This window comes from Micromonospora sp. WMMD998, from assembly GCF_029581235.1.
GTDB lineage: Bacteria > Actinomycetota > Actinomycetes > Mycobacteriales > Micromonosporaceae > Micromonospora.
The window spans coordinates 5,702,821-5,723,266 of record NZ_CP120740.1 but is presented as its reverse complement, the minus strand read 5'-3'; the positions used below and the strand labels follow the sequence as shown (position 1 = coordinate 5,723,266).

Below are 20,446 nucleotides of genomic sequence, written 5' to 3'. Positions count from 1 at the left end.
GCCCCGCTTAACGCCTGCGGTATAGGAGGGGCCCCCGCTTAACACCTTCGGCGCGCGCCGAAACCGGATGCGGCGCGGGGCGTCCGGATGGCAGGGTGCGCCCATGGGAGAGGCGCCGCAGGGTTTCCGCTACGTCGAACGCGCCGACGGCACCGTGGTGATCACCCATCACGGGCGGGCCGCCGGCACGCTGCGTGGCGGCCGGGCCGCGCAGTTCCTGGCCGAGGTCGACGACGACCCGCAACTGGTGATGGCGCGATGGACCGGCAACTACCGGCGCGGCAACGAGCGGACCGCCCGACAGCATCCCCGCAACCGGAGGTGAGGAGGGGCCCCTTCTTAACACACGTGTGTTAAGAAGGGGCCCCTCCTCACATCTCACGGGCGGGTGAAGACCAGCGCCACGTTGTGGCCGCCGAAACCGAACGCGTTGTTCAGCGCGGCGGGGATCTCCAGGTGCCGGGCCTTGTGCGCGGCCACGTCCAGGTTCAACCCGTCGTCCGGGTCGTCCAGGTTGATCGTGGGCGGCACCACGCCGTCCCGGATGGACAGGATGGTGGCGATCGACTCCAGCGCGCCGGCCGCGCCGAGCAGGTGCCCGGTCATCGACTTGGTGGCGGTGAGCAGCACGTGGTCGCCGACCGCCTGACGCAGCGCGCCGATCTCCAGCATGTCGCCGACCGGGGTGGAGGTGGCGTGCGCGTTGACGTGCACGATGTCCCGGCCGGGTAGGTCCGCGTCGGCGAGCGCCCGGGCGATGGCCCGCACCGCGCCCTCACCCTCGGCGTGCGGCTGCACGATGTCGTACGCGTCAGAGGTGATCCCGGCGCCGGCCAGGCGCGCGTAGACGCGGGCGCCGCGGGCGGCGGCGTGGTCGGCCCGCTCCAGGACCACCACGCCCGCGCCCTCACCCAGCACGAATCCGTCCCGACCCTGGTCCCACGGCCGGGAGGCCCGCTCCGGGTCGTCGTTGCGGGTCGACATGGCCCGCATCGAGGCGAAGCCGGCGATCGGCAGCGGGTGGATGACCGCTTCGGTGCCGCCGGCCACCACCACGTCGGCCCGGCCGGCGCGGATGAGGTCCAGCCCCAGCGAGATCGCCTCCGCGCCGGTCGCGCAGGCGCTTGCCACCGCGTGCACCCCGGCCTTGGCGCCGAGCTCCAGCCCGACCCAGGCGGCCGGGCCGTTCGGCATCAGCATCGGCACCGTGTGCGGGGAGACCCGCCGCGGGCCGGACGCCTCCAGGATGTCGTCCTGGGCGAGCAGGGTGGTGGCGCCGCCGATGCCCGAGCCGACGCTCACCGCCAGCCGTTCCGGGTCCGGCCCGGCGTCGGCCAGCCCGGCGTCCGCCCAGGCCTGCCGCGCGGCGATGAGGGCGATCGCCTCGGACCGGTCCAACCGGCGCAGCTTCACCCGGTCGAGCACCTCGGACGGCTCCACCGCCAGTTGGGCGGCGATCCGGACGGGCAGTTGCCCGGCCCACTCCTGGGTGAGCGGACCCACCCCGGAGCGGCCGGCGAGCATGGCGTCCCAGGTCGACGCGACGTCCCCGCCGAGCGGGGTCGTCGCGCCGAGCCCGGTGACGACGACGTCGGGGCGACTCATGATCAGGACTGCGCCTCGATGTAGCTGACCGCGTCCCCGACGGTCTTCAGGTTCTGCACCTCGTTGTCCGGGATCTTGACGCCGAACTTCTCCTCGGCCGCCACCACGACCTCCACCATCGAGAGCGAGTCGACGTCGAGGTCGTCGGTGAAGGACTTCCCCTCGGCCACGTCGTCCGGGTTCACGCCGGCAACCTCTTCGAGGATCTCGGCGAGGCCGGCGGTGATCTCGTCACGGGTCATTACGGTTGGTTCCTCTCATCGGGTTTTCCGGTGGCCGGCGACGCCGGCCACCGCGCCTGGAGCGCGTTCGCGCCCGAGGGGGTTTTCAGGGGCAGCGGACGACCTGACCGGCGTAGGTCAGGCCGCCACCGAAACCGAACAGCAGCACCGGGGCGCCCGAGGGCACCTCACGCCGCTCGACCAGCTTCGACAGGGCCAGCGGGATGCTCGCCGCCGACGTGTTGCCGGACTCGACGATGTCCTTGGCGATGATCGCGTCCGGGATGTTCAGCCGCTTGGCGATGCCGTCGATGATCCGGCCGTTCGCCTGGTGCGGCACGAACGCGGCCAGCTCCGACGGGTCCACCCCGGCCCGCTCGCAGGCCTGGAGCGCGAGCGGGGCCAGCGCGGTGGTGGCCCAGCGGAACACCGACTGGCCCTCCTGTGCGACGTACGGCTGCCAGCCCTCGATCCGGACCGCGTCACTCTTCTCCGGCGCGGAACCCCACACCACCGGCCCGATCCCGGCCGGCTCGTCGTCGGAGGTCGCGGTGACCACGGCCGCACCGGCGCCGTCACCGAAGATGATGCACGTCGACCGGTCGGTCCAGTCGGTGAAGTCGGAGAGCTTCTCCGCGCCGACGACGATCGCGTTGCGCGCCGCGCCGGCCCGGACCGCGTGGTCCGCCGTGCCCAACGCGTACGCGAAACCGGAGCAGGCGGTGTTGATGTCGTACGCCGCCGGCGCGCTGATGCCGAGCTTGGCCGCGACCCGGCAGGCCACGTTCGGGCTGCGGTCCACGGAGGTGCAGGTCGCCACCACGACGAGGTCGATGTCGGCGGCGGTGAGGCCCGAGTTGGCCAGCGCCTTGCCGGCCGCGGCGGTGGCCATGTCGGCCACCGTCTCGTCACCGGCGATCCGGCGGGAGACGATGCCGACCCGGTCCCGGATCCACTCGTCGTTGGTGTCGACCATCTGTGCGAGTTCGTCGTTGGTGACTATGCGGGAGGGCTGGTAGTGCCCCATCGCGGCGATCCGGCTGCCGGCCATTAGTGCGATCCTCCGATGCGGACGAGGGGCTGGCCCGGTGCGACCGGGTCGTCGTGGTGCGCGAGCCATTCGGTGAGCGACCCGGTGTGGTGGGCGGTCACCTCGACCGGCCCCTGCCGACCGGCGACGTGGCCGACGACCTGACCGGCGCCCACCTCGGCGCCCTCGGCCAGGTCGGCCACCGGCGTGAAGACACCGGCGGCGGGGGAGACCACCACCCGGAAGCGGGACGTCGGCGGGTGGACGGCGGGCCCGCCGTGCCGGGCGATGAGGTGCCGCGCGGCGGGCAGGTCGTCAGGGGTGTTCAGGGTGACGATCTCCGGTGCGCCCTCGCCCTTGAGCTCCCGCTTGACCAGGCCGGCGAGCGTGCCGGCCGGCGGCAGCTCGAGCACGCCGGTGACGCCCAGATCGGCCAGGGCGCGCATGCACAGGTCCCAGCGGACCGGGGCGGTGACCTGTCGGACCAGCCGCTGGACCATCTCCCGGCCGTGCCCGACCGGGGCGCCGTCGAGGTTGGACAGGAGGACGCGGGTCGGGTCGGCCACGGTGACCCCGCCGGCCACGCCGGCCAGGGCGGCCTCGGCCGGCGCCATGTAGGGGGTGTGGAACGCGCCGGCCACCTGGAGTCGGATGATCCGGACCCGGCCCGGCGGCTCGGCGGCGAGCTTCTCCAGCCCGGCGATCGCGCCGGCGGCGACGATCTGGCCGGCGCCGTTGCGGTTGGCCGGGTGCAGCCCGTGCGCGTCCAGCGCGGCGAGCACCTCGTCCGGGTCGCCGCCGAGCACCGCGGCCATCCCGGTCGGCTCCAGCGCGCAGGCGGCGGCCATCTCCCGGCCGCGTACGCCGGCGAGCGTCACGGCCGCCTCGGCGGGCAGCACCCCGGCCAGCGCGGCGGCGGCCAGCTCGCCCACGCTGTGTCCGGCGACCAGCGCGACGTCGTGCATCGGCAGGTGCTCGGCGGCGAGCAGCGCGGCGGCGACCAGCAGCGGCTGGGTGCGGGCGGTGTCCTTGATCTCGTCCGCGTCCGCCCGGGTGCCGAGGTGGACCAGGTCGGCCCCGGCCAGCGCCGACCACCAGCGCAGGCGCGCCTCGACGCCGGCGAGGTCGAGCCAGGGGTTCAGGAAACCGGGCTTCTGCGAACCCTGTCCGGGGGAGAGTACGGCGAGCACGTGTACGACTCTGACGGATATTCGCGGGTCGCGCTGTAACGCGCGGCACGAAACCGCACTAGAAGCTTTAGAGGAATCCTACAAAGATCGGCGGTGGTCATCGCCACTCCGGGTAACTTTCCGCCCGGACGCGCCCGGTGTCTGGTTCGGGACGGCGGTGACTGCCGGTGCCACCGGGTCCAGCCGGCCGACCGTCAGCGCGAGCTGGAGCGCGAAGGCGTCCCGCGGGGCGAGCGGCGAGAAGCCGGTCACCTCGGCGATCCGCTTGAGCCGGTAGCGCACCGTGTTCGGGTGCACGAACAGCGCCCGCGCGGCGCTCTCCAGCGTGCCACCGGCGGCGAAGAACGCGTCGAGCGTCTCCAGCAGTTCGCCGCCGGCGCGGGCCAGCGCCGCGTACACGTCGTGGCGCAGCCGGCGACGGGCCTCGGTGTCGCCGGCGAGCGCCCGTTCGGGCAGCAGCTCGGCGGCGGCGACCGGGCACGGCGCGGTCGGCCAGGCCGGCGCGGCCCGGAAACCGGCGAGCGCGGCCCGCGCGGATTCGGTCGCCTCGTCCAGGCTGGGCACGGCGGGACCGACGACCACCGGACCGTCGCCGAACGCCGGTCGCAGCTTGTCGGCGGCGGCCAGCGGATCGGCCGCCCCGCCGAGCACGACCACCAGCCGGTCGCCGTGCACCCCGCCGATCACCTCGACGCCGATCCGCCGGGCCTGCCGGTAGACGGTGTGCAGCACGGCCGCCACCTCCCCGCCGGGCGATCGTCCGACCGCCACCGCCACCGGCGGCGCGTCCGACCAGCCGAGCGCCGCAGCCCGGCTCGCCAGCACGTCCGGCGAGTCGCCGCGCAGCAGCGCGTCGACGAGCAACGCCTGCAACCGGGCGTCCCAGGAGCCACGGGTCTCGGCGGCCCGGGCGTAGACCCGGGCGGCGGCGAACGCGATCTCCCGGGAGAAGCGCAGCACCGCCTCCCGCAGCGACTGCTCCTCGCCCGGCACGGCCAGCTCCGACACCTGCTCCTCGACCACCTCGATGGTCACCTTGATCAGCGCCACGGTCTGCTGGAGGCTGATCGAGCGGGCGAGCGCCTGCGGCGCGGCGTCGAAGACCTCGTCCGACACCTCCTGGGTCCGGTCGGTCGCGCCGCCGCCCTGACGCAGCCACTGCACCAGCGACCGGACGCCGGCCTGTGCGACGAGCATCACCCAGGAACGCTGGTCGGCCGGCAGCTCCCGGAACCACGGCAGGCTCTCGTCCATCCGGGCGACGCTTGCGGTGGCCAGGGCGCCCGCGGCCCGCTCGATGCGACGCAGCGTCGCCGACGTCTCCGTTCCGCCCGGTTCGCTCACCGCATCAGCCTGACACGCCCTGACCAGCGGATCCACTCCGATCCCACGGTGCCGCCGCGGACGGACGATCTCCACCGGTACGCGCTGACGATCCCGTCGGGTCGGGCCAGTACGGTGTCAGGGCGCGTCGGGGAGTTCCGCCCGACGGGCGAAGGCGAAGGTGAGGAGACCGGGATGGCGCACGGGGAGGCCGAGCACGGCTGCGCCCAGGACGAGCCGTGCCGGCCGGGTCACGACCAGCCGCGCCGGGTGGGCCTGACCCATCCGGGCGAGCCGACCGCCGGTTGGGCGCCCGAGCGTGCCGACGAGGACGCGGCGGTGCCGCGCCAGCGGTCCGGCGAGCCGGCGCATCCCGCGGTCGAGCCGTCGTCGGACCGTAGCTGCCTCAGCGACCAGGACGGCTGGGCGGGCGGTCACCAGCACGGCGCGGTGCGCCCGCGCAACCGCGCCGTCCGCCGGGAGCGCCCGCCGCGCCGCTGGTGCTGACCACGCGCTTGGCGTGTCGGCGTCGGCGGGTGCGGGCGGCCCTGAGCCGAAGCTCAGCGGGTGCGGCGGCGCACCAGAAGCGCGATGCCGGCCAGCCCGACGGTGATGACGAGCACCACCCCGACGTTGAGCAGCAGCAGCCGCTGCAGGTCGCCGAGCGCGGTGTCCAGGTTGCCCACCGGGTCGAGCGCGTCCTCCGGCAGCACGCGCTCGCCGCCGCCGACGCCGCCGGAGATGGTGTCGAACTGAGGCGCCAGTGGCACCCCGACGGCGCGCAGGGTCTCGGACATGTTGAGACGCCCGAAGAACCAGCCCGCCCGGGGGTGGCTCAGGTCGGGCTGCTTCGCCGGCCGGTAGACCCGGGGGCCGCCCTTGGCCAGCGGGAACAGGTCGTAGGTGTGCTGCGGGCTGCCGGCGGCGAGCACCACCACCGTGTACTTCGGACCGAGGTCCTTGGCCGCGGGGCCGCGTAGCTGCCCGGTCGTGCCCAGCCACTTGACCTGGTCGATGACCATGTTGACCTCGGCCGGGCTGGTGTCGGCCCGGAGCTTCAGCGGCTGGGCGAGCTGGTCGCCGGTGATGTCCACCCCGGCCGGGGCGAGCTTCGGTTTCGGCGCGGCCTGAGCCGCCGCGGCGCCGGTGAGGCCCAGTGCGCACGTGAGTGCCAACGCCGCCCCGGCCACGACCGCCGCCCGCTGTCTCACCTTACGGACCATCGCCGCCTCCTCGCCCCGTTCGATGGCTGGCTTCCGCTGCCGGTCACACTGGACCTGCTCCACCTCAAAGACTCCGCAGAACGTCGCGTGGTTGCAGCTGGTGGAAGAGTATTTGGAACTATCTGCGAGCTGAGACCGACAAACCAGTGGCCGATGATCAGTGGCCGGATTCTACCCGGACGGAGGAGTTCATGGGGGGCAGGGTCGCCCATAGGGCACGTATCTGGCTCGCGGTGCTCGGGGTGGCGGCGGCGGTGCCGCTGGTGCTGCCGGCCGCGCCGGCCGCCGCGCACAACTCGCTCACCGGCAGCGATCCGCGCGACGGGGCCCGGGTGGCCACCGCGCCGAAGCGGATCGAGCTGCGGTTCCTCGCCACGCCGAAGGAGGCCACGACGAAGGTCACCGTCACCGGGCCGGACGACGTGTCCGCCGCGGGTGGCGCGCCGACGTTCTCCGGCAAGCGGGTGAGCGTGCCGTTCACCCCGGGCGCGGCCGGGCTCTACGTCGTGGCCTACCAGCTCGGCTCCGACGACGGACACCCGATCAAGGGGGAGATCCGGTTCACCCTGACCACCCCGGCGCAGGCCCCGCCGGCGAGCACGGCGCCCAGCAGCGCCGCGCCCACCAGCGCCGCCCCGCCCACCAGCGCCCCCGCGTCGCCGTCGCCGGTGAGTCCGACGCCCGCCGCGGCGACGGACGACGACGGGGGTACGGGTTGGCTGTGGGTGGCCGCCCCGGTGGTGGTGCTCGCCGCGCTGGCCGGCGCGGCGCTGCTGCTGCGCCGCCGCGCCCGCGGCTGACCGCGCGCCCGCCGCGCGGGGACCCGTTACCGGATCTTGGTACGGATCCGCCCTCCCGAGGGCGAGCCCGTACCAAGATCCGCGACGCGCTTGCGGGTGTTGTGGGGAGGGTCAGATCAGGCGGATGCGGGCGGCGCGCAGGCGGGTGAGCGTGCGGTCGCGGCCGAGCACCTCGAGCGACTCGAACAGGGGCAACCCGACGGTGCGCCCGGTGACCGCGACCCGGACCGGCGCCTGTGCCTTGCCGAGCTTCAGCCCGCGCTCCGCGCCGACCGCCTCCAGCGTGGCCTTCAGCGACCCGGCGTCCCACGGCTCCAACGCCTCGAACGCGGCGATCGCCGCGTCCAGCAGCTCGGCCGCGCCCTCCTTCATCGCCTTCGCCCAGGCCGCCTCGTCGATCAGCGGGTCGGCCAGGAAGAGGAAGTCGACGTTCGGCACGATCTCGCTGAGCACCGCGATCCGGGTCTGCGCCAGCGGGGCCACCGCCGCGAACGCGGCCGGGTCGAACTCGTCCGGCTGCCACGGCGGCGGGGGGATGGTGTCGGTGCCGGTGAGCCACGGCTGGCAGGCGGCGACGAACCCGTCGACCGGCAGCGCCCGGATGTACTCCCCGTTGAAGGCGCGCAGCTTCTTCTCGTCGAAGAAGGCCGGGGACGGGTTGACCTCGTCGAGCCGGAACTCGTCCTCGATCACCGGCCAGGGCACGATCTCCCGGTCGCCCGACGGCGCCCAGCCGAGCAGCATCAGATAGTTGCGCATCGCGTCGGCGAGGTAGCCCTCGTCCCGGTACGCCTCCAGGGCGACCTTGTCCCGCCGCTTGGACAGCTTCTGCCGCTTCTCGTTGACCACCACCGGCACGTGCGCCCAGACCGGCGGCTTGACCCCGAGCGCGTCCCACAGCAACTGCTGCTTCGGGGTGTTGGGCAGGTGCTCCTCGGCCCGGATCACGTGGGTGATCCCCATGGTCATGTCGTCGACCACGTTCGCCAGCAGGAACACCGGGGAGCCGTCGCCGCGGGCGATGACGAAGTCCTCGATCAGCTTGTTCTCGAACGTCGGCTCGCCGCGGATCAGGTCGACCACCACGGTCTCGCCCTCGTCCGGGGTGCGGAAGCGCAACGCCCGCCCCTCGCCGGCCGGCAGGCCCCGGTCGCGGCAGAAGCCGTCGTAGCCGCGGTGCTGCGAGCCGGTACGCGCCTGCACGGCCTCCCGGGTGCAGTCGCAGTAGTACGCCCGGCCGCCCTCGTACAGCCGCTGCGCGGCGGCGCGGTGCTCACCCGCGTACGCGGACTGGAAGTAGGGGCCCTCGTAGCTGCCGCGCGCGATGCCGATCCAGTCGAGCGCGGAGAGGATGCCCTCGGTCCACTCGGGCCGGTTGCGGGCCGCGTCGGTGTCCTCGACGCGCAGCACGAACACTCCGCCCTGCTGCTTGGCGAAGATCCAGTTCTGCAGGGCCGAGCGGGCGCCGCCGACGTGGAACATTCCGGTCGGGGAGGGGGCGAAGCGTACACGTACCGTCACGTTCCCCAGCCTACGTCCGCCGGCCAGCGGTTAAGGAGGGGCCCCTTCTTAACGCATACGGAGGTGGCGGGGCCCCCTTTTAACACGAGGCGCACGACGGGGCGCTCACGGTACGGAGCGGATCTTCACAACCAGCGCGCTGCCGAGCAGCGTGACGGCCGCGGTGACCGCGTACAGGGTCGGGTAGCCGCCCAGGTGGACCACGATCGGGGCGGAGAGCGCCGGCCCCAGCACCTGTGGCGCGGAGTTGGCGATGTTGATCACGCCGAGGTCCTTGGCCCGGTCGGTGGCGGCGGGCAGCACCTGGGTGATCAGCGCGGCGTCCACCGCCAGGTAGACCCCGTAGCCGGCGCCGAGCAGCAGCGCGGCGACGATCGCCATCGACCAGACCGGCGCCACCGCGAGCAGCGTCGCCGCCACCGCCATGATCAGCCCGGACACGATCACGAACACCTTGCGCCGCCCGGACCGGTCGGAGATCCGCCCGGCGACCACGGCGGTGAGCATCATGCCGAGCGTGTAGAGCAGGATCAGCACCAGCAGCGACCCCTCGGGGTCGGCCACCCGCACCCCGTCGGTGAGGAAATAGAGCAGGTAGAGCGTGCCGAGCGCGTTGCCGGTCTGCACCAGGAACCGGGTGAACCAGGCCCAGGCGAAGTCGGGGTGGCGGCGCGGGCTGATCCACATCGAGGCGAGCAGGGCGCGTCCCCGCAGCGGCGACCGGTGTTCCCGGGGCAGCGGGTCGTCCTGGGTGAGCAGCGCGAACGGCAGCGACAGCAGCAGCACGGCGAGCGCGATCGCCGCGTACCCGGCGGCGTTGCCGGTGACCACGGCGGTCACCAGCACCGCGCCGACGACCAGGCCGAGCGCCTGCGGGATGCCCACCCAGCCGGAGACGCCGCCGCGCTGGGCCACCGGGACCCGGTCCGGGATCGCGGCGGTGAGGCTGGCCAGCATGGCGTTGAAGCAGACCTGCGCGGCCACCCAGGCGACCGCCACCCCGGCGATGCTGTCCTGCCGGGCCAGCAGCACCAGGGCGAGCGCACCGACCACCGCGCCGGTCGCGGTCCAGACGTGCCGGCGGCCGAAGTGCCGGTTGGCCAACCGCAGGGAGGTACGGTCCGACAGCGCGCCGGCGAGCGGGTTCGCCAGCACCGCGGCGAGCGCGCCGAGGCCGGTCACCACCGCCAGCATCGCCTCCTTGTCGGCCGGGGCGATGCGTTCCACCTGCTGCGGCAGCAGCACCTGGATCGGGGTGAAGAACGCCATCCAGACGCCCAGGTTCGCCGCGAAGATCAGCGCGATCCAACTCCGCCGCACCGGCACGGTCGGTTCGGCGAGCGCCGCCGGCAGCGAGGCCGGCGTCGGGTTGACCGTGGTCATCGCCGGACCAGGTCCCGGAACCAGGCGTACGAGGACTTCGGGGTACGCCGCTGCGTCGGGTAGTCGACGTGCACCAGGCCGAACCGCTTGGTGAACCCCTCCGCCCACTCCCAGTTGTCCAGCAGCGACCAGACGAAGTACCCGGTCACCGGCAAGCCCTCGGCCATCGCCTCGTGTACCGCGCGCACGTGTCCGTCCAGGTAGGCGATCCGGTCCGGGTCGTCCACCCGCCCCTGCGCGTCCGGGGCGTCGTCGTACGCGCAGCCGCTCTCGGTGACCTGGATCGGCGGCAGCGCGTCGCCGTACCGGTGGTGGAGTTGGCGCAGCAGCTCGCGCAGCCCGTCCGGGGCGACCGGCCAGTTGAAGGCGGTGCGCGGGTAACCGTCCAGCGGCACCATCTCGAACGGCAGCGGGGAGCCCTCCTCGGGCGCCCGGACGCCGGTCGGGTTGTAGTAGTTCACTCCGAGCACGTCGATCGGCGCGGCCAGCACGTCCAGGTCGCCGTCGCGGATCACGGCCGGGTCGAGGCCCGGCGCGTCGGGGTAGCCGCGGCCGAGCAGCGGATCGGTGAAGAGCCGGTTGTGCAGCGCGTCGTACGCCTGCGCGGCGGCCCGGTCCGCGTCGGTGTCCCCGACCTGCCGCACCGGCGAGTAGTTGTTGGCGATCGCCACCGGGCTCGCGGTGCGGGCGCGCAGCGCGGCGACCGCGAGGCCGTGCCCGAGGAGTTGGTGGTGTGCGGCCGGGAAGGCGTCGAAGAGCAGCGCCCGGCCGGGCGCGTGGGTGCCGATGCCGTAGCCCAGGGTCATGTGGATGAACGGCTCGTTGAGCGTGATCCAGAGCTTGACCCGGTCGCCGAGGCGGGTCGCGGTCAGGTCGGCGTACTCGGCGAAGCGGGCGGCGGTGTCGCGGTGGAGCCAGCCGCCGGCGTCCTCCAGGGGTTGCGGCAGGTCCCAGTGGAAGAGCGTGGCGACCGGGTCGATGCCGGCGGCGAGCAGGCCGTCCACCAGCCGGTCGTAGAAGTCCAGCCCGGCGGTGTTCGCCGGGCCGGCGCCGGTGGGCTGCACGCGCGGCCAGGCGATCGAGAACCGGTACGCGGACACGCCCAGCCCGGCCAGCAGCGCGGTGTCCTCGGCGTGCCGGTGGTAGTGGTCGCACGCCTGGTCACCGGTGCTGCCGTCGACGATCCGGCCGGCCTCGTGGGCGAACGTGTCCCAGATGGAGGGCCCGCGGCCGTCGACTGTGGTCGCCCCCTCGATCTGGTACGCGGAGGTGGACACCCCCCAGCGGAAGCCGGCGGGGAAGTCGGGCATCGGCACGGTCGTCAATTCACCCTCCCGAGAACGTGAAGCGTGTTCGCGACTCTAGGGCTCCGGTGGGCGACGCGCTATAGGCCGGGAAGCCGGGCGGCACAAGTGCTGCCGGCGTGTCTTTTTCCGATCCCGTCCACTTAAGTCCGATTTACACATAGAGTGCCAAATATCGCGGATGTGATTTAAGTGGGGGAAAGACACTAATGATCCTCGTGGAACGTAGCGCACACGTGGTGGCGCCTGTGGAAGAGGTCTGGGACGTCGTGCAGCGGGCCGAGCAGTTGCCGGCCTGGCTGGCGGGGGTCCGCGCGGCCGAGGTTCTGTCCGGGGAGGGGTTCGGCCGGCGGCAGTTGGTCCAGGCCGGACGCGGCGCCGCCCACGAGGCCGAGGTGATCGCCTATCAGGAGCCGACCCTGATCGGCTGGCGTGAGCGGGCCAAGGGCGCCGGTGCCCGGGCCGAGGCGCGCACCGAGATCTACGTCCAGCTGACCTCGGACGAGGAGGTCGGCGGCACCGTGGTCCGGTTGATCGTCGTGCGGTGGCCCGCCGGGCCGGTCAAGGCCGCCCTGCTGCGGCTCGGCCTGCGCCGGGTCGGCGCCGACCTGGAGGACTCGCTGGCCCGGCTGACCGACCTGGCCGCCGTCGGCTGATCGAGCCGCAGTCCCGGCGTCGCCCGCAACGACGATGGTCCGGCATCCCCACCAGGGATCGCCGGACCATCGTCGTTTGCCTGTGAGAAGGGGCCCCTTCTCTACCGGAGGCGTTAAGAAGGGGCCCCTCCTTACACCTAGCTGTCGCCGCCGGTCTCGCCGACGGGGGCGGCCGTCACGTCGTCCAGCGCGTACTTGCGGGCGGCGTCGGCCGGCACCTCGGCCGGGACGGCGCCGCGCAGCGCGAGCTGCCGCAGCGTGGCGACCGCGATCGACTCGGCGTCGACGTGGAAGTGGCGGCGCAGCGCGTGCCGGGTGTCCGACATGCCGAAGCCGTCGGTGCCGAGCGAGGTGTAGTCGCCCGGTACCCAGCGCGCGATCAGGTCCGGCACCGCGCGCATCCAGTCGCTGACCGCGATCTTCGGCCCGTCGGCGTCGGCCAGCTTCCGCTGGATGTACGGCACCCGCTGCTCCGCACCCAGGTTGAGCAGGTTGTGCTCCTCGCACTCCACCGCGTCGCGGCGCAACTCGGTCCAGGACGTCACCGACCACACGTCGGCGGCCACGCCCCAGTCCTCGGCGAGGAGCTGCTGCGCCTTGAGCGCCCACTGCATGCCGGTGCCGGAGGCGAGGATGTTGGCCTTCGGCGCGTCGTCGCCGACCTGCGGCGCCGGCGAGTAGCGGTAGATGCCCTTGACGATGCCCTCGGTGTCCACGCCCTCCGGCTCGGCCGGCTGGAAGATCGGCTCGTTGTAGACGGTGAGGTAGTAGAAGACGTTCTCCTGCGCCTCGCCGTACATCCGGTGCAGGCCGTCCTCCAGGATGTGCGCCAGCTCGAAGGCGAACGCCGCGTCGTACGCGACCACCGCCGGGTTGGTGGCGGCGAGCAGCAGCGAGTGGCCGTCCTCGTGCTGGAGCCCCTCGCCGTTGAGCGTGGTCCGGCCGGCGGTGGCGCCGAGCACGAAGCCCCGCGCCATCTGGTCGGCCGCCGCCCAGAACCCGTCGCCGGTGCGCTGGAACCCGAACATCGAGTAGAAGATGTACATCGGGATCATCGGCTCGCCGTGCGTGGCGTACGACGTGCCGGCGGCGGTGAACGAGGCGACCGAACCGGCCTCGTTGATCCCCTCGTGCAGGATCTGCCCGGTCGTCGACTCCTTGTAGGACAGGAACAGCTCCCGGTCGACCGAGGTGTAGCGCTGGCCGTGCGGCGAGTAGATCTTCTGGGTCGGGAAGAGCGAGTCCATGCCGAAGGTGCGGGCCTCGTCCGGGATGATCGGCACCCAGCGCTTGCCGAACTCCTTGTCCTTCATCACGTCCTTGAGCAGGCGGACGAAGGCCATCGTGGTGGCCACCTTCTGCTTGCCCGACCCGCGCTTGACGTCGGCGAACCGCTCGCTGCCCGGGATGGCCAGCGTCTTGGGCGCGGTGGTGCGCGACGGGAGGTAGCCGCCGAGCTGGCGACGCCGCTCCCGCAGGTATTCCATCTCGTCCGACTTCTCGTCCGGCGTGTAGTACGGCGGGAGGTAGGGGTTCTCCTCCAACTGCTTGTCCGGGATGTCGAGGTAGAGCCGGTCGCGGAACAGCTTCAAGTCGTCGAGCGTCAGCTTCTTCATCTGGTGCGTGGCGTTACGGCCCTCGAAGTGCGAGCCGAGCGTCCAGCCCTTGATGGTCTTGGCGAGGATCACCGTCGGCTGGCCGGTGTGCTCGGTCGCCGCCTTGTAGGCCGCGTAGAGCTTGCGGTAGTCGTGGCCACCCCGCTTGAGGTTCCAGATCTCGTCGTCGGAGAGGTGCTCGACCATCTTGCGGGTCCGCGCGTCCCGACCGAAGAAGTGCTCCCGGACGTACGCCCCGGACTCCGCCTTGTAGGTCTGGTAGTCACCGTCGGGCGTGGTGTTCATCAGGTTGACCAGCGCGCCGTCGGTGTCCGCCGCGAGCAGCGGGTCCCACTCCCGGCCCCAGACCACCTTGATGACGTTCCAGCCGGCGCCCCGGAAGAACGCCTCCAGCTCCTGCATGACCTTGCCGTTGCCGCGGACCGGGCCGTCCAGCCGCTGGAGGTTGCAGTTGATCACGAAGGTGAGGTTGTCCAGCTCCTCGCGCGCGGCCACGCCGATCGCGCCGAGCGACTCGACCTCGTCCATCTCACCGTCGCCGAGGAACGCCCAGACGTGCTGCTGGGAGGTGTCCTTGATGCCGCGGTGGTGCAGGTAGCGGTTGAACCGGGCCTGGTAGATCGCGTTCAGCGGGCCGAGGCCCATGGACACGGTGGGGAACTCCCAGAAGTCCGGCATCAGCCTCGGGTGCGGGTACGACGGCAGCGCGCCACCCGGGTGCGACAGCTCCTGCCGGAAGCCGTCGAGCTGCTCGGAGCTGAGCCGGCCCTCCAGGAACGCCCGCGCGTACATGCCGGGGGAGGCGTGACCCTGGTAGTAGATGTGGTCGCCGCCGCCGGGGTGGTCCTTGCCCCGGAAGAAGTGGTTGAAGCCGACCTCGTAGAGGGACGCGGAGCTGGCGTACGTGGAGATGTGGCCGCCCACGCCGATCTCCGGGCGCTGCGCCCGGTGCACGAGCATGGCGGCGTTCCACCTGATGTAGGCGCGCAGCCGCCGCTCGATGTGCTCGTCACCGGGGAACCACGGCTCGCTCTCCGGCGGGATGGTGTTGATGTAGTCGGTGGTGGTCAGCGACGGCACCCCGACCTGGCGCTCGCGGGCCCGCTCCAGCAGGCTCAACATGACGTAGCGGGCGCGTTTGGTTCCGCGCTCGTCGATGACACCGTCGAGCGACTCGACCCATTCGCTTGTCTCTTCAGGGTCGATGTCCGGAAGCTGGCTCGGCAGACCAGCGGTGATCACCGGGCGCTTGCGTTCCGTAGCCACAGGCGTTCCCTCGGTTCTGAGTGGGATAGGTCTCTAGCGCCATCCTGCCCCCTCGTGGCGCTCGTCGTCACGTCTGGCTCCCCCAGACGCGACGCTGAACACAGATACCCACCGGTAACTTTGTGCGACCGGCGGGTGCGCCGACCGCACCGGCGGGAACCGGGCCGCTGCGGCAGAATGCGCCCTATGCGCAGTGAGGTGATCAACGTCCGGACCGGTTCCCGGCCCACGGTCCGGGACATCACGGCCGAGGCGGAACGCTTCGTCGCCGGGGCCGGCGACGGGCTGCTGCACGTCTTCGTCCCGCACGCCACGGCCGGGCTGGCGATCATCGAGACCGGCGCCGGGTCGGACGACGACCTGCTCCGCGCGCTCGACGACCTGCTTCCCACCGATGACAGGTGGCGGCACCGGCACGGCTCACCCGGGCACGGCCGGGACCACGTGCTGCCGGCGTTCGTGCCGCCGTACGCGACGCTGCCGGTACTCGACGGGCGGATCCAGCTCGGCACCTGGCAGTCGATCTGCCTGGTCGACCCCAACGGCGACAACCCGGACCGCCAGGTCCGCCTCTCCTTCCTCCCCGCCTGACCCCCGCCGGGGGCGGTGCCCCCGATTCACGGAAAGTGTGGCCATCCGAGGCCGGACAGCCACACTTTCCGTGAATCAGCGCGGGGTTACGGGCGGAGGGTTTCCTGCTCGACGGTCTCGCGGGACTGGTCGATGTTCGGGGCGGCGGTGCGGGCGGGGGCCGGGGGGCGGTCGTACGTCAGGTTCAGGCCGGGGACGCGATCCTCAATCACGAAGGTGGCCCGGGTGTACGCCGGGGCGTCCGGCCGGCTCACGTACGGCAGCACGTCGAAGTTCGCGGTCAGGTCTGTCGGCGTGATCGTGGTGCGGACGTACCCGCGCAGGTTGTTCTGGAAGCGCAGGTGCGGGTTGAACGCCAGCCACGGGTGCGACCCGGTGGGGGAGTCCGCGCCGTCCCCGGTCGACGTGATCGAGGAGCAGACCAACTCGCTGCCGACCGTGCGCGAGGTCGGGTCCGCGTAGTCCAGCTTCAGGTCGCTGGCCCAGTGCGCGTGCACGTCGCCGGTGAGCACGACCGGGTTGCGCACCCCGGCGGACACCCAGCCCCGGGTGATCCGGTCCCGCGAGGCGACGTACCCGTCCCAGGCGTCCATGCTGGTGACCGTGAGCGGGCCGGCGTCGTTGTCCCGCTGGGCGAAGAAGACCTGCTGGCCGAGGAGGTCCCAGCGGGCCTCGGAGCGGCGGAACCCGTCCAGCAGCCACGCCTCCTGCTCGGCCCCGGTGATCGACCGGGTCGGGTCCGACGCCGCCGCGCAGCTCTTGTAGCCGTCGCCGCACGCCTGGTCGTCCCGGTACTGCCGGGTGTCGAGCATGTGGAACGTGGCCAGCCGGCCCCAGCGCACCCGGCGGTAGAGCTGCATGTCGATGCCGCGTGGGATCGAGGTGCGGCGCAGCGGCATGTTCTCGTAGTACGCCTGGAACGCCGCCGCCCGCCGGGCGAGGAAGTCCGGGTCCGGGGCCTCCGGCACCTCGTCGGCCCAGTTGTTCTCCACCTCGTGGTCGTCGAAGACCACCACCCAGGGGGCCACCGCGTGCGCCGCCTGAAGGTCGGCGTCGGTCTTGTACTGGGCGTGCCGCTGCCGGTAGTTGGCAAGCGTCCGGGTCTCCGGCCCCTCGTGGTCCCGGGGGTTGCCGCCGGGCACGGTGTAGGTGTCCTTCGCGTACTCGTACTGGTAGTCGCCGAGGTGCAGGATCAGCTCCGGCTCGGTCTCGGCCAGCCGGCGGTAGGCGGTGAAGTAGCCGTGCTCGTACTGCGAGCAGGAGACGAAGCCCATGGCCAGCGCGGACGGCATCAGCCACGGCGGCGGCGCGGTCCTGGTGCGGCCGACCGGCGAGAGCCAGCGCTCGGCCCGGAACCGGTAGAAATACTCCCGCCCGGGGAGCAGCCCGCCCACCTCGACGTGCACGCTGTGCGCCGACTCCGGCCTCGCCAGCCGCACCCCGCGCCGCACCACGTGCCGGAAGCGCTCGTCGGCCGCCACCTCCCAGGACACCGGCACCACCCGGGACGGCACGCCGCCCAGGCCGTCCTCGGCCAGCGGGTCGGGCGCCAGCCGGGTCCACAACACGAAGCCGTCGTGCTCCGGGTCGCCGGAGGCCACCCCGAGCGTGAACGGGTCGCGTCGCAGCGGGCCGGGCGACGCGACCGCCGCGAGCGGCAGGCCGGTGACCGCGCCGGCGGCGCCGAGCGCCGCGCCGCTGAGCAGGATGGTACGTCGGGACAGTGCCACGGGTTTCCTCCCCGGAGTCCGGTTCGTCGACTCCGGCAGCCTGGCGAGCGTCGATGGCCGCCAGGTGACACCCAGGCGACCGCACGGCACTTTCCGCCGAACACGTGGCCCGCGGAGGAAAACGGGCGACGTCAGCCGAGCAGCCGGCGAAGCTCACCCGGGGTGTGGCCGAGGTGGGCGCGGACCGTGCGGGTCAGGTGCGCCTGGTCGGCGAAGCCCAGCTCACCGGCCAGCTCGGCCAGGCGCACCTGACCCTGCTCGATCCGGTCCAGCAGCCGCGCCACGCGCAGGCCGTTGCGGTAGCGGGTCAGCGGCACCCCCACCCGGGCCTGGAACGCGCGGCTGAGCCGGTAGGGCGAGACGCCGAGCGCCCGGGCCAGCGGCAGCAGCCCGGCGGCCTCCGGGGCGTCGTCGTGCAGCGCGGCCCGGGCCCGTTCGACCACCCGGCGATCCGGCCCGCCGCCGCCCGTCACCGGTGCGGCGGCGCGGCCGACCAGACGGACCAGCCGTTCGGCCGCCGCGTGGTCGGGGTCGGCGACGTCGCGCAGCAGCAGCCGGTGGGCGAGATCCACGTGGCCGTCCACGTGCACCGTGCCCGGCGCCGGCCGGTCGTCGAACAGCTCCCGCCACAGGCGCTGCGACAGGTGCACGGAGGTGCACTCGTCGCCGCCCGCCGGATGGGCGAACCGCTCCTCCTCGCCCGGCACGCTGAGGTAGGCGACCGTCGGCCCGACCCACGTGTCGCCGTCGCGCCCGGCCCGCCGGAACGCGCCGCGCCGGGTGAGCACCAGACCGTACGCGCCGGCCGGCTCCGGCGCGGACCAGCCGGTGTGGTCGTCGCGGCAGCGCACCACGCTGACCCGGAAGTCCGGGTGGGCCAGCAGTCGACTCGCGGTGCGCACGCGGATCAGCGTAGGCGGCCCGGCCGACACGCGAGGGCCGCAAGGATCGACAAGACCCGGGCGGCGTGCGGTCGGCAGGGTGGCCGGCGTGACCGCATCGCACCGGCGTCCCGCCGCACTGCTCGTCGTCCTGCTCACCGGCCAGGCGATGGCCTCCATGGACACCTCGATCGCGGCCGTGGCCGCCCCCGCGATCCGCGCCGACCTGGGCGGCCCGGCCGCCGTCCAGCAGCTCGTGCTCGCCGGCTACACGCTCACCTTCGCCGTGCTCGTGGTGGTCGGCGCGCGGCTCGGCGCCCGACACGGCGGTCCCCGGGTCTTCCTGCTCGGCCTGGCCGGCTTCACGCTCGCCTCGGCCGCCTGCGGACTGGCTCCGACACCTGTCGCGCTGGTGTTCGCCCGGGTGGCCCAGGGCGCGGCCGGCGCGCTCATGGTGCCGCAGGTGCTGGCGCTGATCCGCAGCGCGGTGCCGGACAGGACCCGCGCGAGGGCGATCGGGGCGTACTCGATGGTTCTCGCCCTCGGCGTGGCCGCCGGCCAGATCCTCGGCGGGCTGTTGGTGACGCTCGACCTCGGCGGTCTCACCTGGCGGTTGGCCTTCCTGGTCAACGTGCCGGTCGGGGTGGTCCTGCACCTCGTCGGCCGGCGGGTCCTGGCCGACCCGCCGGCCGTACCGCTCCGGCGGGAGCCACTCGACCTGCCCGGCGCCGGGCTGCTGGCGGCGGCGATGCTCACGCTCGTGCTGCCGCTGGTCCTCGACGCCGCCACGTGGATCCGCGTGGTCGCGGTCGCCACCGGCGCCGTCGGGCTACGGCTCTTCCTCCGGTACGAGCATCGGCGGGCCCGGCGGGACCGGGCGCCCCTGCTGGACGTGACAGTGCTGCGCCACCCTGTCGTGCCGGCCGGACTGCTGGCCTGCTGCGTGGTGATGGGCTGTTACGCCGGCTTCCTGTTCGTGTTCACCCTGCGGGCGCAGGACGTGCTGGGACTCAGCGCCCTCGCCGCCGGGTCGGCCTTCCTCCCGTACGCCACCGGTTTCGCCCTGTGCGGCCTGGCGGTGGCCCGACTTCCCGGACCGGTCCGGGCGGTCCTGCCGGTGGCCGGGCCGTCGGTGCTGGCCGCGGTGGTGGTGGCCGTCGCCGGGCTGTCGGCGCGGGGCTGGCCGTGGGCGGCCGGCAGCGTGTTGCTGCTGCTCGGTGGGGCGGCGCACGCGGCGGCGTTCAGCCCGCTCGTCACCCGGCTCGCCGACGTCGTCCCGGCGAGCGCGGCGGCTGCTCTGTCCGCGTTCGTCTCCACCGGCACGCTGCTCGCCGCCGTGCTCGGTGTGACCGTGGTGGGCGGTCTGCACCTGGGCCTGACGGCCGCCGGGGCGGCCGGGAGCGCGCTCGCGCTGCCACCGGCGCTCGCCACCGCCGCGCTGCTGCTGGCCGGCGCGTTCGCCGCCCGCCGGGCGGTCCGGCCGGCAGTGGTTGCCCCGGACACCGGCATCCCCGACCGCATAGTAGATCAGTTCAATTGTTGATGAATCACGTATGCTGGGCGGATGGCGCCACCCACCGTGCCGGCCGACGGCGAACGGGCCGGCCGGGCCGGCCTGGCCGGAGACATCGTGCGTCGACTCCTGCACGTCGCCGCCGCGATGCGGCACCTTCAGGACGAGGGGATCGCCGCGCTGGGTCTCACCCCGGCCGCCGGACGGGCGCTGTACGAGCTGGACCCCGACCATCCGCTGCCGGCCCGTGAACTCGCCGAGCAACTGGGTTGCGACAGGTCAAACGTCACCGGCCTGGCCGACAGGCTGGAGCAGGCCGGCCTGGTGCGGCGGCGTACCGACCCGACCGACCGGCGGCAGAAGGCGCTCGTGGTCACCGCCCGGGGCCGGCAGGTGCGCGAGCAGGTCGGGCGGGTGATGTCGGACTCCCGACTGCTCGACGGCCTGAGCGCCGACGAGCTGACCACGCTGCGCGAGCTGGTCTGGAAGGTGTCCGACGGCGGGTGCCCGGCGGAGTGCGGCGAGAGCTGAGCCACGCCGGGCGGAACGTGTCCGACTGGGCGAGGTGGGCATCAGTCGGTAATGCTGTCCGA

Annotated in this window: 19 protein-coding genes; 7 read left to right on the top strand and 12 right to left on the bottom strand. The window is 73.2% G+C overall.

Features of this window, described 5'->3' with window-relative positions:
* Positions 1-103 precede the first annotated feature (103 nt).
* Positions 104-325: a hypothetical protein gene (locus tag O7619_RS25725; RefSeq protein WP_282283910.1), complete on the top strand. Its 222-nt coding sequence runs from the start codon at positions 104-106 to the stop codon at positions 323-325.
* 53 nt (positions 326-378) lie between these two features.
* Here the strand turns inward: O7619_RS25725 and fabF are convergent, their stop codons facing one another.
* The 5 genes from fabF to O7619_RS25700 form a co-directional block, all read right to left on the bottom strand.
* Entirely contained in the window at positions 379-1,605 is a 1,227-nt protein-coding gene (fabF, locus tag O7619_RS25720) for a beta-ketoacyl-ACP synthase II (RefSeq protein WP_282283909.1), read from the bottom strand.
* Positions 1,606-1,607: 2 nt separating this feature from the next.
* Complete coding sequence (locus tag O7619_RS25715; protein ID WP_007072348.1) at positions 1,608-1,847, bottom strand: acyl carrier protein; 240 nt, start codon at positions 1,845-1,847, stop codon at positions 1,608-1,610.
* An 85-nt stretch (positions 1,848-1,932) separates the two neighbouring features.
* Positions 1,933-2,877, bottom strand: a complete 945-nt coding sequence (locus O7619_RS25710; protein WP_282283907.1) for a beta-ketoacyl-ACP synthase III — start codon at positions 2,875-2,877, stop codon at positions 1,933-1,935.
* On the bottom strand, positions 2,877-4,046 hold the full coding sequence (locus O7619_RS25705) for an acyltransferase domain-containing protein (RefSeq protein ID WP_282283905.1): 1,170 nt from the start codon (positions 4,044-4,046) through the stop codon (positions 2,877-2,879). Before O7619_RS25705 ends, O7619_RS25710 begins: the two co-directional genes overlap by 1 nt.
* A 78-nt stretch (positions 4,047-4,124) precedes the next feature.
* Positions 4,125-5,426 (bottom strand): helix-turn-helix domain-containing protein, encoded by a 1,302-nt coding sequence (locus tag O7619_RS25700; protein ID WP_282283904.1) that lies wholly within the window; start codon positions 5,424-5,426, stop codon positions 4,125-4,127.
* 138 nt (positions 5,427-5,564) lie between these two features.
* On the opposite strand from O7619_RS25700, the gene O7619_RS25695 reads away from it, so the two are divergent.
* Positions 5,565-5,876: a hypothetical protein gene (locus tag O7619_RS25695; RefSeq protein WP_282283903.1), complete on the top strand. Its 312-nt coding sequence runs from the start codon at positions 5,565-5,567 to the stop codon at positions 5,874-5,876.
* Positions 5,877-5,929: 53 nt separating this feature from the next.
* On the opposite strand, the gene O7619_RS25690 is transcribed toward O7619_RS25695, so the two are convergent.
* Positions 5,930-6,592, bottom strand: coding sequence for a hypothetical protein (locus tag O7619_RS25690; RefSeq protein WP_282283901.1), 663 nt, complete (start codon positions 6,590-6,592; stop codon positions 5,930-5,932).
* 191 nt (positions 6,593-6,783) lie between these two features.
* On the opposite strand from O7619_RS25690, the gene O7619_RS25685 reads away from it, so the two are divergent.
* Complete coding sequence (locus tag O7619_RS25685; RefSeq protein WP_282283900.1) at positions 6,784-7,392, top strand: copper resistance protein CopC; 609 nt, start codon at positions 6,784-6,786, stop codon at positions 7,390-7,392.
* A 111-nt stretch (positions 7,393-7,503) separates the two neighbouring features.
* Here the strand turns inward: O7619_RS25685 and gltX are convergent, their stop codons facing one another.
* From gltX to O7619_RS25670, 3 genes are all read right to left on the bottom strand, one after another.
* Complete coding sequence (gene gltX, locus O7619_RS25680) at positions 7,504-8,913, bottom strand: glutamate--tRNA ligase (RefSeq protein WP_282283899.1); 1,410 nt, start codon at positions 8,911-8,913, stop codon at positions 7,504-7,506.
* Between the two features lie 105 nt (positions 8,914-9,018).
* Positions 9,019-10,296, bottom strand: coding sequence for an MFS transporter (locus O7619_RS25675; protein ID WP_282283898.1), 1,278 nt, complete (start codon positions 10,294-10,296; stop codon positions 9,019-9,021).
* On the bottom strand, positions 10,293-11,606 hold the full coding sequence (locus O7619_RS25670) for a GH1 family beta-glucosidase (RefSeq protein WP_282288948.1): 1,314 nt from the start codon (positions 11,604-11,606) through the stop codon (positions 10,293-10,295). Before O7619_RS25670 ends, O7619_RS25675 begins: the two co-directional genes overlap by 4 nt.
* A gap of 203 nt (positions 11,607-11,809) precedes the next feature.
* Between O7619_RS25670 and O7619_RS25665 the strand changes: the two genes are divergently transcribed.
* Positions 11,810-12,256: an SRPBCC family protein gene (locus tag O7619_RS25665; protein WP_282283897.1), complete on the top strand. Its 447-nt coding sequence runs from the start codon at positions 11,810-11,812 to the stop codon at positions 12,254-12,256.
* A gap of 137 nt (positions 12,257-12,393) precedes the next feature.
* On the opposite strand, the gene aceE is transcribed toward O7619_RS25665, so the two are convergent.
* Positions 12,394-15,138 (bottom strand): pyruvate dehydrogenase (acetyl-transferring), homodimeric type, encoded by a 2,745-nt coding sequence (aceE, locus tag O7619_RS25660; protein WP_348774339.1) that lies wholly within the window; start codon positions 15,136-15,138, stop codon positions 12,394-12,396.
* 186 nt (positions 15,139-15,324) lie between these two features.
* Between aceE and O7619_RS25655 the strand changes: the two genes are divergently transcribed.
* On the top strand, positions 15,325-15,729 hold the full coding sequence (locus O7619_RS25655; protein WP_282283896.1) for a YjbQ family protein: 405 nt from the start codon (positions 15,325-15,327) through the stop codon (positions 15,727-15,729).
* 86 nt (positions 15,730-15,815) lie between these two features.
* Here O7619_RS25655 and O7619_RS25650 read toward each other — a convergent pair whose 3' ends face one another.
* Complete coding sequence (locus tag O7619_RS25650; protein WP_282283895.1) at positions 15,816-17,459, bottom strand: alkaline phosphatase D family protein; 1,644 nt, start codon at positions 17,457-17,459, stop codon at positions 15,816-15,818.
* Positions 17,460-17,590: 131 nt separating this feature from the next.
* The gene (locus O7619_RS25645) at positions 17,591-18,361 is read right to left on the bottom strand and encodes an AraC family transcriptional regulator (RefSeq protein ID WP_282283894.1); all 771 of its coding nucleotides are present in this window, start codon (positions 18,359-18,361) and stop codon (positions 17,591-17,593) included.
* Between the two features lie 88 nt (positions 18,362-18,449).
* On the opposite strand from O7619_RS25645, the gene O7619_RS25640 reads away from it, so the two are divergent.
* Both O7619_RS25640 and O7619_RS25635 read left to right on the top strand, forming a co-directional pair.
* Positions 18,450-19,883 (top strand): MFS transporter, encoded by a 1,434-nt coding sequence (locus O7619_RS25640; protein ID WP_282283893.1) that lies wholly within the window; start codon positions 18,450-18,452, stop codon positions 19,881-19,883.
* A gap of 21 nt (positions 19,884-19,904) precedes the next feature.
* Positions 19,905-20,384, top strand: coding sequence for a MarR family winged helix-turn-helix transcriptional regulator (locus tag O7619_RS25635; RefSeq protein WP_282283892.1), 480 nt, complete (start codon positions 19,905-19,907; stop codon positions 20,382-20,384).
* The last annotated feature ends 62 nt before the right edge of the window (positions 20,385-20,446 follow it).

Excerpts from the sequence above, each read along its gene's own strand:
- O7619_RS25725 (WP_282283910.1), top strand. The coding sequence starts at position 104 with ATGGGAGAGGCGCCGCAGGGTTTCCGCTACGTCGAACGCGCCGACGGC.
- fabF (WP_282283909.1), bottom strand. The coding sequence starts at position 1,605 with ATGAGTCGCCCCGACGTCGTCGTCACCGGGCTCGGCGCGACGACCCCG.
- O7619_RS25715 (WP_007072348.1), bottom strand. The coding sequence starts at position 1,847 with ATGACCCGTGACGAGATCACCGCCGGCCTCGCCGAGATCCTCGAAGAG.
- O7619_RS25710 (WP_282283907.1), bottom strand. The coding sequence starts at position 2,877 with ATGGCCGGCAGCCGGATCGCCGCGATGGGGCACTACCAGCCCTCCCGC.
- O7619_RS25695 (WP_282283903.1), top strand. The coding sequence starts at position 5,565 with ATGGCGCACGGGGAGGCCGAGCACGGCTGCGCCCAGGACGAGCCGTGC.
- O7619_RS25690 (WP_282283901.1), bottom strand. The coding sequence starts at position 6,592 with ATGGTCCGTAAGGTGAGACAGCGGGCGGCGGTCGTGGCCGGGGCGGCG.
- O7619_RS25685 (WP_282283900.1), top strand. The coding sequence starts at position 6,784 with ATGGGGGGCAGGGTCGCCCATAGGGCACGTATCTGGCTCGCGGTGCTC.
- O7619_RS25675 (WP_282283898.1), bottom strand. The coding sequence starts at position 10,296 with ATGACCACGGTCAACCCGACGCCGGCCTCGCTGCCGGCGGCGCTCGCC.
- O7619_RS25670 (WP_282288948.1), bottom strand. The coding sequence starts at position 11,606 with ATGCCCGACTTCCCCGCCGGCTTCCGCTGGGGGGTGTCCACCTCCGCG.
- O7619_RS25665 (WP_282283897.1), top strand. The coding sequence starts at position 11,810 with ATGATCCTCGTGGAACGTAGCGCACACGTGGTGGCGCCTGTGGAAGAG.
- O7619_RS25655 (WP_282283896.1), top strand. The coding sequence starts at position 15,325 with ATGCGCAGTGAGGTGATCAACGTCCGGACCGGTTCCCGGCCCACGGTC.
- O7619_RS25635 (WP_282283892.1), top strand. The coding sequence starts at position 19,905 with ATGGCGCCACCCACCGTGCCGGCCGACGGCGAACGGGCCGGCCGGGCC.